Annotated in this window: 11 protein-coding genes and 1 pseudogene; 11 read left to right on the plus strand and 1 reads right to left on the minus strand. The window is 49.7% G+C overall.

What is annotated here, in order from left to right; translation table 11 throughout:
- Nucleotides 1-1,532 (minus strand): hypothetical protein (locus tag ACLUWI_RS09010; RefSeq protein ID WP_412147044.1); only part of this gene is annotated, 1,532 nt, incomplete at its 3' end.
- Between ACLUWI_RS09010 and ACLUWI_RS09015 the strand changes: the two are divergent.
- The 11 genes and pseudogenes from ACLUWI_RS09015 to ACLUWI_RS09065 all read left to right on the plus strand — a co-directional run.
- A pseudogene (locus ACLUWI_RS09015) lies at nt 1,471-3,108 on the plus strand (hypothetical protein); the annotation flags it as partial. The gene ACLUWI_RS09010 and the pseudogene ACLUWI_RS09015 sit on opposite strands and share 62 nt — an antisense overlap.
- A 241-nt stretch (nt 3,109-3,349) precedes the next feature.
- Nucleotides 3,350-4,366 (plus strand): beta-1,6-galactofuranosyltransferase, encoded by a 1,017-nt coding sequence (locus ACLUWI_RS09020; protein WP_412147045.1) that lies wholly within the window; start codon nt 3,350-3,352, stop codon nt 4,364-4,366.
- A 103-nt stretch (nt 4,367-4,469) separates the two neighbouring features.
- Nucleotides 4,470-5,693 carry a hypothetical protein gene (locus ACLUWI_RS09025; RefSeq protein WP_412147046.1) on the plus strand — a complete coding sequence of 408 codons (1,224 nt, stop codon included), beginning with the start codon at nt 4,470-4,472 and terminating at the stop codon, nt 5,691-5,693.
- Nucleotides 5,656-7,203, plus strand: coding sequence for an accessory Sec system protein Asp1 (gene asp1 / locus ACLUWI_RS09030; protein ID WP_412147047.1), 1,548 nt, complete (start codon nt 5,656-5,658; stop codon nt 7,201-7,203). The genes ACLUWI_RS09025 and asp1 overlap by 38 nt, the downstream gene beginning before the upstream one ends.
- 16 nt (nt 7,204-7,219) lie before the next feature.
- Nucleotides 7,220-8,719: an accessory Sec system protein Asp2 gene (gene asp2, locus ACLUWI_RS09035; RefSeq protein WP_412147048.1), complete on the plus strand. Its 1,500-nt coding sequence runs from the start codon at nt 7,220-7,222 to the stop codon at nt 8,717-8,719.
- A gap of 4 nt (nt 8,720-8,723) precedes the next feature.
- Nucleotides 8,724-9,614, plus strand: coding sequence for an accessory Sec system protein Asp3 (gene asp3, locus ACLUWI_RS09040; RefSeq protein ID WP_412147049.1), 891 nt, complete (start codon nt 8,724-8,726; stop codon nt 9,612-9,614).
- Between the two features lie 69 nt (nt 9,615-9,683).
- The gene (gene secA2, locus ACLUWI_RS09045; protein ID WP_412147050.1) at nt 9,684-12,071 is read left to right on the plus strand and encodes an accessory Sec system translocase SecA2; all 2,388 of its coding nucleotides are present in this window, start codon (nt 9,684-9,686) and stop codon (nt 12,069-12,071) included.
- Nucleotides 12,072-12,085: 14 nt separating this feature from the next.
- Nucleotides 12,086-13,615 carry an accessory Sec system glycosyltransferase GtfA gene (gene gtfA / locus ACLUWI_RS09050; RefSeq protein ID WP_412147051.1) on the plus strand — a complete coding sequence of 510 codons (1,530 nt, stop codon included), beginning with the start codon at nt 12,086-12,088 and terminating at the stop codon, nt 13,613-13,615.
- Nucleotides 13,608-14,951 (plus strand): accessory Sec system glycosylation chaperone GtfB, encoded by a 1,344-nt coding sequence (gene gtfB / locus ACLUWI_RS09055; RefSeq protein WP_412147052.1) that lies wholly within the window; start codon nt 13,608-13,610, stop codon nt 14,949-14,951. Before gtfA ends, gtfB begins: the two co-directional genes overlap by 8 nt.
- A 1-nt stretch (nt 14,952) precedes the next feature.
- On the plus strand, nt 14,953-15,162 hold the full coding sequence (locus ACLUWI_RS09060; RefSeq protein ID WP_272218073.1) for a hypothetical protein: 210 nt from the start codon (nt 14,953-14,955) through the stop codon (nt 15,160-15,162).
- A 438-nt stretch (nt 15,163-15,600) separates the two neighbouring features.
- Nucleotides 15,601-19,323: mucin-binding protein (locus tag ACLUWI_RS09065; protein ID WP_412147053.1), on the plus strand; the 3,723-nt coding region annotated here is incomplete at its 3' end.

The following is a 19,323-nucleotide window of genomic DNA, read 5'->3' on the forward strand; positions in this document are numbered from 1 at the left end:
ACGAGTGCATCAGTAAGTGCAAGCGAGTCTGCCTCAACGAGTGCATCAGTAAGTGCGAGTGAATCGGCCTCGACAAGTGCATCAGTAAGTGCGAGCGAATCAGCCTCAACTAGTGCCTCCCTGAGTGCGAGTGAGTCTGCATCGACTAGTGCATCAGTAAGTGCCAGCGAGTCAGCTTCAACCAGTGCATCCTTGAGTGCAAGTGAATCAGCCTCAACTAGTGCATCAGTAAGTGCGAGCGAGTCAGCTTCAACCAGTGCATCAGTAAGTGCGAGCGAGTCAGCTTCAACCAGTGCATCAGTAAGTGCGAGTGAATCAGCATCAACGAGTGCATCACTGAGTGCGAGCGAATCGGCATCGACGAGTGCATCACTGAGTGCGAGCGAATCGGCATCGACTAGTGCCTCCCTGAGTGCGAGTGAATCAGCCTCAACTAGTGCCTCCCTGAGTGCCAGCGAGTCAGCATCAACGAGTGCATCAGTAAGTGCAAGCGAATCAGCCTCAACGAGTGCATCTTTGAGTGCGAGTGAATCGGCATCGACTAGTGCATCAGTAAGTGCAAGCGAGTCAGCTTCAACTAGTGCATCAGTAAGTGCGAGTGAATCGGCATCGACTAGTGCATCAGTAAGTGCAAGCGAGTCAGCTTCAACCAGTGCCTCCCTGAGTGCAAGTGAATCGGCCTCAACTAGTGCCTCCCTGAGTGCAAGCGAGTCAGCTTCAACCAGTGCATCCTTGAGTGCGAGTGAATCAGCCTCAACTAGTGCATCAGTAAGTGCAAGCGAGTCAGCTTCAACTAGTGCATCAGTAAGCGCTAGTGAATCGGCCTCAACGAGTGCCTCCCTGAGTGCAAGCGAGTCAGCTTCAACGAGTGCATCAGTAAGTACGAGTGAATCAGCTTCAAGCAGCGCATCCTTGAGTGCGAGTGAATCGGCATCGACTAGTGCATCAGTAAGCGCCAGCGAATCGGCATCTACCAGTGCATCAGTAAGTACGAGCGAATCTGCGTCAACGAGCGCATCCTTGAGTGCCAGCGAATCTGCGTCAACGAGTGCATCACTGAGTGCCAGTGAATCGGCATCGACAAGTGCATCAGTAAGTGCGAGTGAATCGGCCTCGACTAGTGCATCAGTAAGTGCGAGTGAATCTGCCTCAACGAGTGCATCCTTGAGTGCCAGCGAATCAGCCTCGACTAGTGCATCACTGAGCGCGAGCGAATCGGCATCGACAAGTGCATCAGTAAGTGCGAGCGAATCAGCCTCAACAAGTGCATCAGTAAGTGCCAGTGAATCCGCCTCAGCTAGCGCATCACTGAGTGCCAGTGAATCTGCATCGACAAGTGCATCCTTGAGTGCGAGCGAATCAGCCTCAACTAGTGCCTCCCTGAGTGCAAGTGAGTCGGCCTCAACTAGTGCATCCTTGAGTGCGAGTGAATCAGCCTCAACTAGTGCATCAGTAAGCGCGAGTGAATCGGCATCTACTAGTGCATCACTGAGTACCAGCGAATCCGCTTCAACTAGTGCATCAGTAAGCACGAGTGAATCAGCATCAACAAGTGCATCCTTGAGTGCGAGTGAGTCAGCCTCAACGAGTGCATCAGTAAGTGCCAGCGAATCTGCATCGACAAGTGCATCACTGAGTGCCAGTGAATCCGCCTCAACTAGTGCCTCCCTGAGTGCGAGCGAGTCTGCCTCAACGAGCGCATCACTGAGTGCAAGTGAATCTGCTTCAACGAGTGCATCAGTAAGTTCGAGTGAATCGGCATCGACTAGTGCATCCGTAAGTGCAAGCGAATCAGCCTCAACGAGTGCATCAGTAAGTGCGAGTGAATCAGCCTCAACTAGTGCATCAGTAAGTGCGAGTGAATCAGCCTCAACTAGTGCATCAGTAAGCGCTAGTGAATCGGCCTCAACTAGTGCCTCCCTGAGTGCAAGCGAGTCAGCTTCAACCAGTGCATCCTTGAGCGCAAGTGAGTCTGCCTCAACTAGTGCATCAGTAAGTGCGAGCGAATCGGTATCGACAAGTGCATCAGTAAGTGCGAGCGAATCCGCCTCAACGAGTGCATCAGTAAGTGCGAGCGAGTCTGCCTCAACGAGCGCATCACTGAGTGCAAGCGAATCAGCCTCAATGAGTGCATCCTTGAGTGCGAGTGAATCAGCCTCAACGAGTGCATCAGTAAGTGCGAGTGAATCAGCCTCAACGAGTGCATCAGTAAGTGCGAGTGAATCAGCCTCAACGAGTGCATCAGTAAGCGCGAGTGAATCGGCCTCAACTAGTGCATCAGTAAGTGCCAGTGAATCGGCATCGACTAGTGCATCATTAAGTGCGAGCGAATCCGCTTCAACCAGTGCATCCCTGAGTGCGAGTGAATCTGCTTCAACTAGTGCCTCCCTGAGTGCCAGCGAGTCAGCATCAACCAGTGCATCACTGAGTGCCAGTGAATCTGCCTCGACTAGTGCATCAGTAAGTGCGAGTGAATCAGCCTCAACGAGTGCATCAGTAAGCGCGAGTGAATCGGCCTCAACTAGTGCCTCCCTGAGTGCAAGCGAATCTGCATCGACTAGCGCATCCGTAAGCGCGAGCGAGTCTGCCTCAACGAGTGCATCCGTAAGTGCGAGCGAATCGGCATCATCTAGTGCATCAGTAAGTGCAAGTGCGTCGGCTTCGATGAGTGCGAGTCAATCAATCTCTAAGAGCGCATCGCAAAGTGTTTCCAAGAGTCAGTCGCGCAGCCTGTCGGAATCCATTTCCAACAGCAAGGTGAATAGCGTCAGCCAATCCATTTCGGAAAGCATTGCTCATAACACCGACTCTAATTCAGGCGGTTATATTGAAAACAATAATGGCCGCTCACTTATTGAACCAGTGACGTTGGTAGACATGCAGTCATTTGACAGTGTCGTACCATCAGTTGAACAGCAGACAACGCAACGTGTTGTGTCAAGTCAACCAATGTCAAGCACAACGCCGGCCGTTAAAAAGCAGGCTGAAAAACTGCCACAGCTTAGTGGTTCTGATGATTCTCAAGCAGGAATTCTGGGACTGTCAGCTGTAATGCTGGGTGCATTGGCCGCTGCCTTGGGACGTAAACGAACTGATGAAGATAAGTAACTGATCGATTGATATTTAAAACGAAGAACGTTGCATCATGGCAAAAACGCCTTGATCGCAGCGTTTTTTTAGTTTTTATCACTTAAATCGCCAAAAAGTTTCGAAAGTTATATTCAAATGTAAGTTCATGTTGATCTGTGCAACATCTGGAATTAACGGCCATTTCGAAAAAATATTATGTATATTGTTATTAGTTGTGATAATGCTTATAAAATGATAAGTGTAAGAGGAGCGAAAGTTAATGACGGTCTATATTACAAATATGCATGGCCAAATGAAAAACAGTACGGCCCAGATTGCTCAAAATATGGCCGCTCAATTTGCTGATGAGATTGGCATCAGAGAATTGGGCTACTACTTTTATAATGCCTCGGCTGAATCCGCAGGCGAATTATCGGCACGGCTGGATGGCATTCTGTCATCATTGACGGTCGATGATATCGTAATTTTACAAGAGCCAACCTGGATGGAAATGCCATGGCAGCAGCGGCTGGTTGACAAGATCAACGCCTACCGTCAAAAATATCGCGTTAAATTGATCATGTTCGTGCATGACGTGGCGCCGTTGATGTTTGATAATCCCGCGCGCGTACCAGAATGGATCGACTTTTACAATCAGGCTGATGTTTTGATTTTGCCAATGCCACAGATGAAGCAGGAGTTGGACAAATGGGGCCTCAAAGTCAAAAAGATTGTTTATCAGCAAGCCTGGGACGCGGTAACTACCGATCCTTTGACTGGAAAATCGCCATATCGTACGGTGCTTAATTTTGCGGGCAGTCCTGACAAGTTTACCTTTATCAACGATTGGCACGAAAAGGTTCCGCTTGAGGTGTTTGCCGACCCAGCCACCCCACTTAACAATCCCCAAGTCAGATTCCAAGGTTATGTAGCCAATGAGCATCTGGTTGAGTGTCTGCATCAAAACGGGGGCTTTGGCCTGCTTTGGGAAAGTTCACCGACTTGGTTTAAGTATATGAAGCTCAATTCCAATTTTAAATTCGGCTCTTATCTCGCGGCTGGTCTGCCGATTGTTATTCATCGCGGCGTCGCGCAGGCGGATCTCGTTGAAAAATATCATCTGGGGAAAGTGGTTGACTCGCTTGCCGAAGCCAGTGAATGGGTACAGTCAGTCACTGAAGAGCAGTACCGGCAAATGGCTGATCACGTCTATCAATTTGGCTGGCTCAATCGGCAGGGAATGTTTACCAAACGGGCGCTGACCGAAGCCGTTTTTCAAGCGCGCCTGGAAGAGTAGTCTTATGTGCTTAGAAAAATGATTTAGTATGCCCTAAAGAACAGCTTTTCTTGCAGAATATTTTTGAAGAACGGAAGAATAATGAACGATCAAAGGGGTTGCAATGCTTTCTGAAACTAAAGGTATCTTAAAAAAGGCCGGCTTTACGCTGATGGCCATCACAATCTATCTGTTGGGCAGTCAGGTTCCGGTACCGGCCGTCAAGCTCACGCATCACTACCAGCAGCTGATGCATGAATCTTCAGTCAGCGCCCTGGCTGCCATGTCGGGGGCCAATCTGCCGAAACTGTCGCTTTTTACCATTGGCTTTACGCCCTTTATGGTAGCAATGATGGCCATTCAGCTGGTTTTATTGGCAAAACTGCCATATTTACGGGAGCTTTCGCAGCGGCAGATTCTTTTGCTACAGAATATACTGACGATGCTGATTGCCGTTTTTGAAGCTCATCTGTTGGTTGGCAACGCGCGCTTGGTTGATGGCTCGTTGGCAAAAATCACGGCAATCGCGGCGTTAACGGCGGGCGCGATGCTGGTTACCTGGCTGGGCAATCTGAATGGCACTCTGGGGATTGGCGGCATGATCGTGCTTATCATCAGCAACATGATGCGGAGCGTGGTCTCACAGGCGGGCAAGCTGATTCATCAATTGGCGGTAAATTGGCAAGGTTGGCTGTTGATAGCGGGAGTCGCGCTCTTGAGTCTGGGACTGATCTGGTTTTTAGCGGCTTTGCGGCTGGCGCGCTATGAGGACGCGCAGATCCGATCCTATCTGCCAAGCTACACGCCGCCTTTGATGTATCCGATCGGGCTTAATCTGGGTGTCATGATGACCTTTATGATTGGAACGGCGCTGGCGGTACTGCCGGCTTTGATTGGAGCTAGACTGGGACACCGCACGCTTTTATTGAATTCGCAATTTCAGATTGGCTTTGCGGCTGGTTTGACCTTTTTGCTGACCTACTTTTTTGCGTGGCTGCAGTTCAATCCTAAGCAGCAGGCCAAGCAGATGCTGTACACCAACAGCTACCTTTTAAACGTGCAGCCGGGGAAGGCAACGCAGCGCTATCTGCGGCAGCGCCTGTTTAGTCTGACGTTTTTTGGCGCGCTGTTGGCAATGGGTGTGATTGTGATGAGTCTTTCGGGTTCTTTGATCAAAAATGAATGGGGCAGCATCCTTCAGTTGATGGCTCAGCTGATCATGCTGGTGATGTTTATGAATGGTTTGCTCGACAAGCTGGACGAGCTCAAGATTCCGCGCCGCTATGCCAAGTTGAAGGGAGATCTGGAAGATGAAGTATTTCGTGCCGGCTTGGCAAAACGAGCTTGATGACTGGGCCTTTGCCGTTGATCATCTTAAGTTTGATGATGCGATCAACAATTTAAAAATCTTTATGCGCAACGATGCCCAATGCGGCGCAATCGTCAGTGAATACGTGCCGCAGCTTACGGCGCAGCTGAACGAGGCTGGGCTGGCACCGGATGCTTTGCTGACGGTATTTGATCTGGTGCAGGGGGTTGGCGATACGCAGGCCAGGCAGATTTTGGACTTACCGGACTTTAACTGGCCACGCGGGACTTGGTTTGAATACGATCCGTTTCGAGTAGTGGCTTACTGTGATGACCAAAAGATTGCCCAGGTGATGTTTAACGCTCGGGGACAGATTCTACGGATTGAGCGCTTTGAACATGGACGGCACTTTCAAGATCTAATAATGGATTCAAGGGGCTGGGTGTCTTGTCTACAGAATTACGATGAACAAGCGCAGCTGATTGAGCGGCTGTTTTTAAATCCAGCCGGCAGCTGGCGTGTTAAGGAACGAGTCGCGGATGGCCGTGTTTTTGTCAATCCGTGGTTTGCCAAAGACTTTAACAAGGCTGAATACCAGGATCGGCAGGCATTGATTGATGATTTTTTGCCGCAGCTCATCAAGCAAAACCTTGACGTTAAACAAGACGAGATTATTTTTACGGCGGCTGATCAGCAACGGGCCAAGCTATCGTTTTTTAACGGCTTCAAAACCGCGGTAGTCATCAGTCGCTGGCATGCTTTTGCAAACTTTTTGCCACGACTGGGTGATTTTACCGGCCAGCTGGTTACGGACTCGGCTGCCGTTGACGCGCGAGTACATGAACTGCTGGGCGATGACCGTGAAACCTTGCTGCTGCCGATTTTTTCAGCTCAGTTTCATCTGGGCCACAGTCAAGAACAATTGGAACAGACGATCCTGCTGGTGGTCAACGATTTAACGTCGGCTGAACTGCGCGACGTTTTAGCACGGCTTTTGGCCCGACTTGATCAGGCCCGCTTTAACGAAAACCTAAAGTTGGTCAGCTATGACGATGATCTGTTAAGCCACGCTGAGGAGATAATCAAAGAATTTGCTCAGGATCGCTATCCGCTGGTTATGCTCAACCCAACGCCTGAGCAGCTGAAGCCAAACGCGGACGTGCAAGACGCGGATTTGACGCCGGACATGGAGGACTTGCAGACCGCGCAGCCGATTCCAATTAATACCAAGCGGATCACGCGGCCTAAGGACCTCTTGACCATATTGGACACGACCCGCGTATTGGTAGATCTCAGCGCGGCGCCGGATGATTTTATTCAGATGGCGGCTGTCAGCGTTGGCGTACCGCAGATCAACCGGACGGCCAGCGAATTGGTCACGCATCAGCAAAATGGGCTGCGGATCAAGCAGCTCAGTCAGCTGGACCAAGCCTTGGACTACTATCTGGGCTCGATGAAGCAATGGAATGAGGCCCTGGTGAGTTCGGTTGCTCTGATCAATCGCTACTCAGATGAAATGATCATGCATGCTTGGCAGAATCTGTGGTAGAAAAGGGGATTAAGAATTGAAAACGATTAGAGTCTTGCAGCTGGGGGGCGCGGACTGGTCACAGACGTTGCGGATTCCCACGGGCGTACGGTGGTACTTCAACGACCTGGCGCAATTAAAAGTCAAAAAAATGCGGTTTGAGCTATTGATTATTGCCGACCAGCTAGAAATGACCCCGGTTGAATGGGAGCAGCTGCATGCCAAGGTAGATCCATATAACGTGGTCTTTTTGCCTGAAGCAGCCGGCGATGAGCTGCAGCAGTATTTTTTGGCGCGGACGCAGGCGCGGCTGTTAAAAAGCGATCATCAAGTCTTTGTTTCAGCAATTCCTCAATACTACTATGTTGGTCAGCAGGGAGTTGGACTCGGTCCGGATGCTTTTTCCGTCAGTCCCGACTATCAAGGAAACCAGCGTTGGAAAGATTCCGCCGCCTTGGAGCTGACGGTTGACAGTGATGATTGGCAGCCATTAGCCAACCTGCGTACCAATCTGTTTGTCGATCCCAAACGGCAGCTGACGGTCTGGCCAGTTTTTCAGCATGATGCCGGTGTGGAGATTCGCTACCGCTTCGTTCTGGTTTATGGCAGTGAGCGGCAGACTTATGAGTTTTCCGAAGCCCAGCTGCAAAAGCCGCAGGTAATACCAACGCCGATAACCGATCACAACCAGTTTTTGAGCGCGATCGTCTTTGCTAAGGGACATGGCCAGCTGACGTTGGGCAACCTTGAGCTTCGCTGGGCGCGCTATGAGCTGGGCACGTTTATCAACGGCGGTCAGGCTTGGCAGGATCCTCAGTCGCGCGACGAGGTACAGTTCTACTTTAATCCGGGTGATCTGCGGCCGCCGCTGTGCGTTTATTTTGCCGGCTATCATTCAAAGAAAAGCTTTGAAGGCTATTTCATGATGAAAAAAATGAAGGTTCCCTATCTTTTGATTACCGATTCGCGGTTAGAGGGGGGCGCTTTTTACACGGGACCGTTCTTTAACCAGGCCATCCCTAAGATTATTGATCAGCACCTGCAGCTGTTGGGATTTGACCATACGCAGCTGGTGATGTCGGGCATTTCAATGGGAACCTATGGCGCGATTAAATTTGGTCTGCGACAAAAGGCTCATGCAGTAATTGCCGCCAAGCCGCTGGTGCATCTGGGAACGATCGCACAGCGGAGTCGCTTGGCTCGGCCAGACGAATTTGGGACCAGTTTTGACCTAGCCAGAGAATTGATTACCGCGCCAAATGAGCTGGACGAAACCAGTCTGCGGCAGCTGGATCAAAAAATCATAGAGACACTGATCCATGAAGATGCCAGCGAGACGTCACTCAACCTTGCGTACATGTTTGACGATGACTATGATCCCAACGCGCTGGCCACCTTGAAAAAACATTTGTTAGGGCGGGCTCGCCAGATCAACTACTATGGTCTGCCCGGCCGCCACAATGACGACAGCAGCGGGATGATCAAATGGTTCTTGCGGCAGTACGCGCGCGTCTTAAAAGAAGATTTTGGAAGGTGAGGATTTGCTGAACTATATCTACTGGGGCAATCAGCCGAATAACAACTATCGCTATGGCTCGGCAATGACCGTACGCGCCGATCAGTCGGTTCATTTCGTCAATCGGCTGATGGCACCGGGCAAAACGCTGGTCAAGTGGCATTCGGCAGGCAACTATCAAGCTCAGCGCGTGGTCCCGCAGCTGCCGGAACTGCTCAGCAAGCAGGCTTACCAGTTCAAGGCCGTGATGAAAGTTAAACCGGCAGCGCGCGTTATGCTGAGGGCGTCTTTTTATGATGCACAGGGCGACGTGATTAAGGAATTTCAAGCACATGGCGATCAGCTTACGGTTACTTGCCCCTTAGAAGTGGTCAGCTATACCGTCGAACTGGTCAATCTGGGCTGCTGGGAGCTGGATTTCAAACGACTGGAGATTTCTGACCAAGGAACTGAGCAGTACATTACGTTGCCAACGCTAAGCAATCCAATTCCCGGTCAGCCAGTCAGCGTCCTGCTGTTGGAAACGCGCCGAACGAGCAGCGGAATTGATTACAACGCTTTGGCTAAGCAGCGGTTCGTATCCAATTTGCTGCCGGTGGTGATTCCGTGGCAGGAAAGAAACGACGCGGTAGATTTGGCGAAAACGCGGCTTGAGCAGGCAATCCCTGATCATGGCCGGGTGAATCTGATTGGCACTTCACCGGCGACCAACGCCTTGGTTCATCAACTGATTGAGCAGCAGTCAGCCTGGAATGGCTTTACCCTGGCCCCAGATGAGCTGCCGATTAATTCACGGATCGAGCGCTATCAGATTAATTACCGTAGCGATATTTTTTGGCAAGGCGTGGTTCGCTTGCCAATCATGACGATTCTGCAGGAACTGCGCGATCAGCTGGGAGTCGCGCGGCCAAAATAGAGCTCGGCCGTTTTTAGGGTCTTTTGTGATGATCAATAATGAGAATCCGCGGCCAGAAAGGAATTTTGAATGAGCTTTTCATGGGAATATCAAAAAGCACGGCGGATCTTGCGGCAAGTCAACGCGCTGGCGCCCCAGATGCGGTCGCTGGATGACCAGTCGCTGCGGGAGCAAACGCCAAAGCTGCGCGCTCAGCTGGCTGAAGGGGCGACTTTAATGGAGATTCTGCCTGAAGCCTATGCTACCGTACGCGAGGCCGCGCGCCGAGTATTAGGAATGTACCCGTTTGACGTTCAAGTACTGGGGGCCATCGTCATGCAACAGGGGCAGATTGCCGAGATGAAAACCGGTGAGGGCAAGACACTGACGGCCACGCTGCCGCTTTATCTGAACGGTCTGACGCGAAAGGGCGCGATTTTGGTTACGCCCAGCATGTATCTTGCCAAGCGTGATCAAGAGGAGATGGCGCCGCTGTACGAATGGCTGGGTTTGACTTGCAGCCTGGGGTTTGATCCAGAGGCTGGTGATGAAGACGATGAAGCAAAAAAGGTCAAGCCCGCGGTAAAACGAGGCTGGTATAATGCCGACGTGATGTACACGACGGGGACCACGCTGGCGTTTGACTACCTTTTCAATAATCTGGCGGCCAATCCGCGTGATCAGTATCTGCGGCCTTATCATTTCGTGATTATCGATGAGGCTGACGCGGTGCTTTTGGACGGGGCCAATTCGCCAATGGTCGTTTCCAGCAAGCCATCGCTGCAGTCGAATCTTTATCGGCAAGCCGATCTGTTTGTCCGGACGCTGCGCTATCGTCAAGAATATCGACTGAATCTTAAGGATCAAGCGGTCTGGCTGACCAAGGCCGGGATTGAGTACGCTCAAAGCTATTTCCGCATTGATGATTTGTTCAGTCCAAAGCGCCGTGAATTATATCGGCATATTAATCTGGCATTGCAGGCCCATTTTCTGCAGCAGCGCGGTCATGAATATGAAGTCCAGGATGGCAAGGTGGTACTGCTTGATGAAGCTAATGGCCGCCTGTTAAAAGGGATGAAGATCAACACTGGGATCCAGCAGGCCGTTGAGCAGAAAGAAGGTGTCGAACTCACCGATAATCAGCAGGCCGTTGCCTCAACGACTTATCAGAGCTTATTCGGTCTGTTTGAAAACGTTGCGGGGATGACGGGGACGGCGCGCTCATCAGCCAGCGAGTTTATCAACCTGTACAAGATGAAGGTCGTTGCGATTCCAACGCATCGTCCGGTTGTGCGCAAGGATTTCTCGCCTCGGCTGTATTTGACGACCGGCGAAAAGCTGCGGGCGGCGATTGATTTGACGATGAGACTGCATCGAGAGGGACGGCCGATTCTTTTGATTGCTGGTTCAATTGAAAATTCGGCGATCATTTCTGAGCTGCTGCTGAATCGGGGCATTGCCCACAATGTTTTGACGGCCCGCAATGAGGCAAGAGAGGCCATGATTATTAAGGCAGCCGGTCAAAAAGGAGCCGTGACGGTCGCGACCAATCTGGCTGGCCGGGGTACCGACATCAAGCTTGGCAAGGGCGTCAAAGAGCTTGGCGGCCTTGCCGTGATTGGTACTGAGCTGCTGCTGCCACGAATTGCCGAACAATTGCGTGGCCGAGCTGGACGACAGGGCGATCCTGGTTCCAGTATTTTCTTTTGGTCATTAGAAGACGATCTGGTTGGCAAAAACAGCAGTGTCAAGCTGCAGAACTACTATCGCCGTAAAAAACGCCACCGCGCCAAGCACCCAATTGACGAGCCGCGACAGTTGCGCGGTCCTTCGCTCTGGATTTCGATGCACTTTTTAAATGAACGGCTGCTGGATAAGGAACAGAATCAGCGGGCGCGTACTTATCGCTATGAGCACAGCATGCGCATGCAGCGAGAGGTCTTTTATTTTGAGCGCGAGCAGGTGATGGAACTCAAGGACTATCGCCAGGCCGCGGAACATTGGTTGGCACGCGGGTTTGATCAGTTGCTGGCTGAGCGGACGGATTGGAATGCCGAACTGCTGAAGGATTTGATCAATCATTGGATTACCTATGATCTGATTACGGAACTGCCCGCAATCGACTTTACTGATCAGACGGCGATCAAGTCATATTTGATGCAGCTGAGCAGCCGGGTACTGGACGCAAAAGAAAAACAGCTCTTGACGCCGGAACAGTGCGATCAGTTCTACCGTGCCGCGCTGCTTAAGAGTCTGGATGACTGCTGGATTGATCAGGTCGCATTTTTGGAGCGACTGAAGTCTTATACCGAGCCGTGGTCATTGATGCAGCGAGACGCGGTGTACGTCTACCACAAGCAGGCCTATGAGGCATTTGAAAAGATGTTTGATCAGGTGCGGCTGGTGGCCGTGCGCCATCTGCTGCTCAGTCTGCTCAAGGTTAATCGCAAGCAGGAACTGGTTTTGGAATTTATCTAAATAGAGGTGAGAAAATGACGGTTTATAACGTTAATCTTGGCATTGGCTGGGCCAGCAGTGGAGTTGAGTATGCTCAGGCTTATCGCGCCAAGATTTTTGAACAGGCAGGTATTGCGGCGCGGTTTATCTTTTCGGATATGATTTTGGCTGACAATCTTCAAGCGTTAACGAGCAATCTGGGACTGCGTGATGAGCAAGTCATCTGGCTGTACAACTTTTTTACCGATATGCCGATTGCGCCTTCAACCTATTCATTGGACGATTTTCGTAAGGTGCATGCGTTGCAGGACGTGCCAATGAAGACGCAGACTTTTGTCGGCAACAAGCAGCTGGTTGATTTTGAATCAGCTGACCAGTGGCGGATCAGGGTTCATGTGGTAGATCAAAAACAGCAGTTGATTGACTATGCCGAGTATTTCGCGGGACCACGCCTGGTGAGGCGAGAATTCTTCAGCGCCAGCCGCTATGCCGTGGAGTATTTGGATGGCAGCGGCCAGGTTTATCTACGAGATTTTTTGAATCAAGATGGCAGTGTGGCCTACCATCAGTATCTTAATGGTGAAAACGAGGTCTTTGAGTTTCCAGAGCGGATCTATTACTCCAAAACCGAACTGTACGCGGAAATGATCCGTCGTTTGAACCTACAGGCGGACGATCTGGTAATTTTGGATCGGGAGGACAGTCCGGATCTAAGCAGCGGTCAGCTTTGGTATCAGCTGCATGGATCAGCCAAACTGGGCGTGGTGGTGCATGCTGAACATTATGACGCGCATCATACGGATAATAAGCGCGTCCTCTGGAACAACTTTTATGAGTATCAATTCGTGCACGCGGCCGACACTGACTTTTTTATCGTGGCAACCGCGGCCCAACAAGCCATGCTGGTCAAACAGCTTAAAAAGTATCAGCACGTTGATGCCAAGGTTGTCGTGATACCAGTCGGCAGTCTGACTAGCCTCAAGCAGCGTCCATATCAGCAGCGACGTCGGCATACGCTGATTACGGCTTCCCGGCTGGCTAGCGAAAAGCATATTGATTGGCTGATCAGCGCGGTCATCGCGGCACGTCGGACGGTTGGAGATCTGGTTTTGGATATCTATGGCTATGGCGAGCAGCATGACCGACTGCAGCGGCAGATCGACGCAGCCCAGGCAACCGGCTATATTCATCTGATGGGACAGCACCGGCTGGATGACGTCTACCAAAACTACGCCGGCTACATCGCGGCCTCAACTAGTGAAGGCTTTGGGCTGAGTCTGTTAGAAGCAGTTGGTGGAGGCTTGCCAATGATCGGATTTGACGTTCCATACGGTAATCAGACGTTTATTGATCCGGAGCGAAACGGTTTTTTGCTGCCTTATGATGAGCAGCAGGATGAAACTGAAAAAGTGGCGGCGTTGACCGCGGCAGTCAAGCGGCTGTTTGCCGATGAAAGCCAGGGCGCGAAGTTTAGTCAGCATTCTTATGAAATTGCTGAGCATTACTTAGATGATCAGATTCTTGCAAAATGGCAGCGGCTGGTAAAGGAGGAAATCGATGCTTAATCTATTTGACGACTGGCAGCGTGGCAGCATTGACCTGGTCCGCTCGCAAAAGATTGCTGGTATCAAGGTGCCAACGGTGGTGATCAATGATGATGGCTTTTTGCCGGCAGAGGTCGATTCACCAATCAAGCAGTATCGTAAGCAGACTGGCGAGCCGCTTTATTTTGATCAGGTCAGCGTGCCGAGATTTTGGCAGATCAAAGGGGATGCCAGTGGGGCTCAGGTTTATGATCTCAATACCAAGCGTGCTGAGATCCGCTTTTTTAAAAATGATAATACGCGCTTTGTCAAGCAGGTTGAATGGCTCAACGCGGCTGGCGAGCTACAGTGGATCGATCAATACGATCAGCATGGGCAGCGTTTCGCCAAGACGTTTTATGCGAAAGGGCAGGCAAAGCTGAAACAGTATTATGACGAGGCGCAGAATGTGGTAATCGATCAGCACCTGACGACTGACGATATCTTTTTGTATGCAGATGGTCGCCAGCGTCATTTCGCTAACTGGCTGGAACTGACGGCCGACTTTTTACAGCACAGCGGCTATCAGCTGGATCACATCATCTATAACACGCTGAATCAGGCTTTCTTTACGACTTTGAAGCTGCCAAGCGAAAACGCCAGTGATGTTTTGATCTGGCAGGAAGGACTGGGTGATGAGCTGCCTGGCAACATGCGCTTTATCTTTGAAAATCAGACGCGGACCAAACAGATTTGGATGCAGAATCATCAGGCCTGGGTGCAGTATCAAGAAAAATTTGCCAAGCCTGCAGATGACGAGATGCAGCCAAGTGACGTTAAGGTGCGGCAGCTGGGTACGATTTATCCGCATCCGCGTGGCAACCAAATGCGGCCAGCCATTTTGATCATGACTAATTCTGATCAGATTGAGATGCTTGCTGAACTGGCGGCCCAGCTTAAGAATTTTGATTTTCACGTGGCGGCATTGACCGAGATGTCAGAAAAACTGCTGCAGATCGGTGAACAGGCCAACGTCCATTTGTATCCAACTGTCACTTTTGAAAAGGCCAAGCAGCTGATGGCCGATTGTGATGTCTATCTGGATATCAATCATGGGGATCAGATCATGGACGCGGTGCGGGCTGCCTTTGAGAACAACCAGCTGATTTTGGGCTTTAATGATACGCTACATCTGCCAGCACTGGTGGCGCCTGATAATCGTTATGATGAGACGCAGCTTGACGCCATGGTTGAAAAGCTCTTATTGGCAATGGTCAAACCGGCCGTCATGGAGCAGCTGATTGATTCTCAGCGTGAGTTTGCCGGGGATGCCAAAGTCGAAGAATATCAAAAGCTCTTTAGTGAATTGAGGTCTTAAGATGGCAACACGCAAAATTGATTCATTAACCAAGCCCAACCAGAATGATGATCTGGTCGAGCGGCATGCCAGCACGCGTTTGGCTCAGGTTGAACGCGAAAAGGCCCGCACTTATCAAAAGAATCCGCGTGAATCGTGGTTTGGTCAGCTGATCATGGGAGTGATTCTCTTGATTACGCTGGGGCTGATGCTGTTGGGATTGTTTAGATAGTTTATTTAACAGCCGTTAACGTGGATGGACACGGGACGGCTGTTTGCTTATGGTCGGCATTGGACGTTATCGATATATAAACCGATCTGGCTTTAAATGGCTGCTTATTTTCCCGGTTAGTTACTTTTGATAAATAATTTGTTTCTTAAATACACTGAAGAAACCATCTGTTACTATTCGATGTATAACAAAGTGAATCAGCTTATAAGAAGGCGGATAAGCCTTTATTTTTTGTAAGTTCCCATATACAATCATTCGTGTTGATATGAAGTTTGCTTATCGACATAAAAGTGAACTTAACCGTTGATGAAAATTTAGATATTTTCAATTTAAATTATAGAGCGATTAATATTACTTATGAGATAAGCAACTGCAGGAAACCTCGGTATTAGCTTTATTCAATATTGAGATTTTAGTTTTTTTAGGAGGTCTACATATATGTATTCCAAGAATAATAAATATATGCAGGAACAAAAGAGTGCCAACCGCGCTCAACGGTTCTCACTGCGTAAATTGAGCATCGGAACGGTATCCGTGCTTTTGGGGACGCTGATGTTCTTCAGCAATGGCCAAGTATCAGCTGATACGACGAATGCAGATACGAGTGCCGACACGACTAACGTAACCAGTACTGCTAACGATACGAGTGCCAGCGCGGTTACGCTGAACAGTGCTTCCACTGCTGCCAGCGATGCCAACAATAGTGCGGCTGCCAGTTCAGCAGCTACCAGCGCGCAAACGGCAACGGCTGCCTCAGCTTCAGCAGACAGCCAATCAGCAGCCGCAACGTCAACGTCGGGCAGCTCACAAGCTGCATCCACGGCTCCAGCAGCAACTACAGCTGCCTCATCTGCTGCTACTGACAACGCGGCATCTGCAGAAGGCAAGATCACTGATGAAGGTAAGGCTAAGGGCTTGACTGACAGTGATGTTACGCCAGAGATGAGTGATGCCAATGGTGCAAGTCTGGTTGCTGATAATTCAAATATCCCAAGTGGTTACAAGGCTGACCCAACTGAAGGACGCTACACGGTTGGGATTGTCAGCTTAGGTGGCGACTTTGATAAATGGGTTAGTGGTGACGCTAGCAAATTTAAGAGCTATAACGGTGAAAATAATACCAACTATTACTTACGTTTCTCAACTAGCAAGAACGCAACGAACGGTACATACGACAGTACTGTATATGCACAAGTAGTTGATGCTACTACTGATACGGTTAAATGGGAACGGGCTTTAACTCCTAACTCGGGTGCAGTAAAAGTTAATAATGGTACTGATGGGTTTGAATTATCTAGTCTAGTAGCTGGCGTTACTCAATATTATGAACTTACGTATACTAGTACTAAGATTGGCAATGCTTCTACTTCTCGGATTGCGATTAATCCTAATAACGGTACTTTGACTGCAGTAACCGTTTATAGTAATGGTAAAGCAATATCTGCTGGTAGCGCTACTCCTGGGACCTATACATCAGTATTGTTCCCAGCTACGGGGGTCATCAAAACTGAATATATTGCTCAAGATGCAGCTGGAAATGAAACTACCTTGGCAACATACGAAGAAGGAGGTCGTCAAGGTTACACATATACTATTTCCGATTCTAGGGTAATCAAGGGCTATGATTTAATCAGCTCTCCCTCTACAACAACTGGTATTTTGGGTAAAACATATAATGTTGGTGATGTATATGCCGGTGGTAATTTGGAATTATCTGATCAACTTCAGCTTGCCAGAGTTTACGTTGCTACATCAGAATATGGGGACGCTAAAGTCGAAGTAAGAGTTGCCTTGAAAAAAGATGCTGACGGCAATGCGATTACAATTAGCAGTCTTAATGACTCGAATATTTGGAAGACAATTTTATCCACTGCTTCCTTGGCACCTGGTGCGACTGCTTCTGACGGTAACTACGGGGATGGTGCTTCATACTACATTAATGGACCGGACGGTATAAAGTATATAACGGATGCAGGCTTTACTGAGGAACAACTAGCTGGATACAAGAGCCACCTTGCGGTCATCATTTTGGCCAACGGTTTAACTCAAGGTCAAGAACCCGCAAAATACTACTACGCTCCACAAGGTCAGGTCCGCATCAATTATGTAACCAGCGATGGTACGGCAATTCAAGCTCCGGTTAGTGCGTACGAAAATTCAGGTGCCAATACTTCTTACGACGTAACTGGCTCAACATACCAGCCACAGACCATTACTGTTAATGGTAAGACTTACCGTTACGTTAAGAGCGACAAGTCAATGGGGACTGCTGGTACGACTGAAGTCAACGGCTACACTTACAATGTAACTCCATCAGACGCTACTGGTACGATCAAGTCCACCACGGTTAACGACGTTTACTACGTTTACGAACAAGTAACTTACCACACGGAAGCTGAATCCAAGGACGTAACTCGGACGATCGAATACTACGACAGCGTGACTGGTGAAGCAATTCCGGCTGACTTGGAAAAAACGGTTACTCAGAAGGCAACGCTGAACCGTACCAAGATTTACGATGACCAAAAGAACTTCATCGGTTATGGTACTGTTTCAGAAGATGGTTCAAGCTACACGCTTGATGACAGCTGGAAGGTGGCTGATCAGACTTGGACTGAGCAAGATTCTGCTGACCTGTCGGATTACGGCTACACGGCACCTGATCGTGCTTCAGTAGCTGCAGTTACGGTTGATGGCGACACGACCAACGTAACGGAAAAGGTATACTACGGCCACCAGACTGTACCAGTAACGCCAGAAAACCCAGGTACTCCAGGTGAACCAATCAATCCTAAGGGCAATGTAGATTACCCAGATGGTGTATCAAAGGATGATTTGACTTCTACTGTTAAGCGGACGATTAACTACGTTGACGAAGATGGCAACGCGGTTAACGGTTCACCAGATGGTACTAGCTCATACGTTCAAACTGCCGAATTTACTCGGACTGCCATCCTTGACAAGGTAACTGGCAAGATCCTTGGTTACGACACTGACAATGATGGCAAGGTTGATACTGAAAGTGCAGATCGGGCATGGACTCCAACTGAAAAGACTTTGGAAGCTGTTAAGTCAGCTGACCCTAGTTCAGTAGGCTACGACAAGGTAGACAAGTCAACGGTTGAATCACTGCTGGTTACTCCAGATCAAGCAGACACTACTGTAACTGTAACTTACAGCAAGACGACTTACTCACTCAAGGATGAGGAAAGCAAGACTGTTACTAGAACCATCAACTACGTTGACTCAGTAACTGGTGAAGCAATTCCCGCAGAACTTGAACCGTCAGTAACTCAAAAGGCTACTTTGACGCGGTCAGTAATTTACGACAACAAGGGCAACAAGATTGGTTATGGTACTGTTTCAGAAGACGGTACTAGCTACACGCTTGACGACAGTTGGAAGGTAGCTGATCAGACTTGGACTAAGCAAGATTCTGCTGACCTGTCAGACTACGGCTACACTGCCCCAGACAAGGCAACTGTTGAAGCAGAGACTGTTGATGGCTCAACTACTGATACTACGGTAACTGTATACTACGGCCACCAGACTGTACCAGTAACGCCAGAAAACCCAGGTACTCCAGGTGAACCGATCAACCCTGACGACCCTAACAGTCCAGTTTACGGTGAAGAAACTGACCGGAAGAACCTGGTTAAGGACGCCAGCCAAACCATCCACTACGTAGGTGCAGGTGACGACACCCCAGCCGACAACGTTGTGCCTCAGAAGGATGCCTTCACGCGGACAGTTACGATTGACAAGGTAACTGGTAAGGTTCTGTCCTACACTGACTGGACAGGTGAAAAGACCTTCAACACTGTTGACACTCCAGTAGTAGAAGGCTACCACGCTGACAAGAAGGTAGCCGGTGGCTTGACGGCAACTGTTGACAACCCAGACGTTGAAGAAATGGTAACCTACGCACCAAACGGCAAGCTTGTTCCAGTGGATCCAAACGGCACGCCAATTCCAGGTGCTGACACGCCAACTTACCCAACGGACCCTAACGATCCAACTAAGGTAGTACCAAACGAACCAATTCCAGACGTTCCAAACTGGACGCCAGTAGACCCAAGTCCTGTAACTCCAGCCAACCCAGGCGAAGACACGCCGGTACCATACACGCAGAACCAATACGGTTTGACGGAGAAGTTCGTG

It is taken from the genome of Limosilactobacillus mucosae (assembly GCF_046939755.1).
Taxonomy (GTDB): Bacteria; Bacillota; Bacilli; order Lactobacillales; family Lactobacillaceae; genus Limosilactobacillus; species Limosilactobacillus mucosae_A.

Bases quoted from the DNA above. Each gene is read 5' to 3' on its own strand.
- ACLUWI_RS09020 (WP_412147045.1), top strand. From the start codon at position 3,350: ATGACGGTCTATATTACAAATATGCATGGCCAAATGAAAAACAGTACG.
- ACLUWI_RS09025 (WP_412147046.1), top strand. From the start codon at position 4,470: ATGCTTTCTGAAACTAAAGGTATCTTAAAAAAGGCCGGCTTTACGCTG.
- asp1 (WP_412147047.1), top strand. From the start codon at position 5,656: ATGAAGTATTTCGTGCCGGCTTGGCAAAACGAGCTTGATGACTGGGCC.
- secA2 (WP_412147050.1), top strand. From the start codon at position 9,684: ATGAGCTTTTCATGGGAATATCAAAAAGCACGGCGGATCTTGCGGCAA.
- gtfA (WP_412147051.1), top strand. From the start codon at position 12,086: ATGACGGTTTATAACGTTAATCTTGGCATTGGCTGGGCCAGCAGTGGA.
- gtfB (WP_412147052.1), top strand. From the start codon at position 13,608: ATGCTTAATCTATTTGACGACTGGCAGCGTGGCAGCATTGACCTGGTC.
- ACLUWI_RS09060 (WP_272218073.1), top strand. From the start codon at position 14,953: ATGGCAACACGCAAAATTGATTCATTAACCAAGCCCAACCAGAATGAT.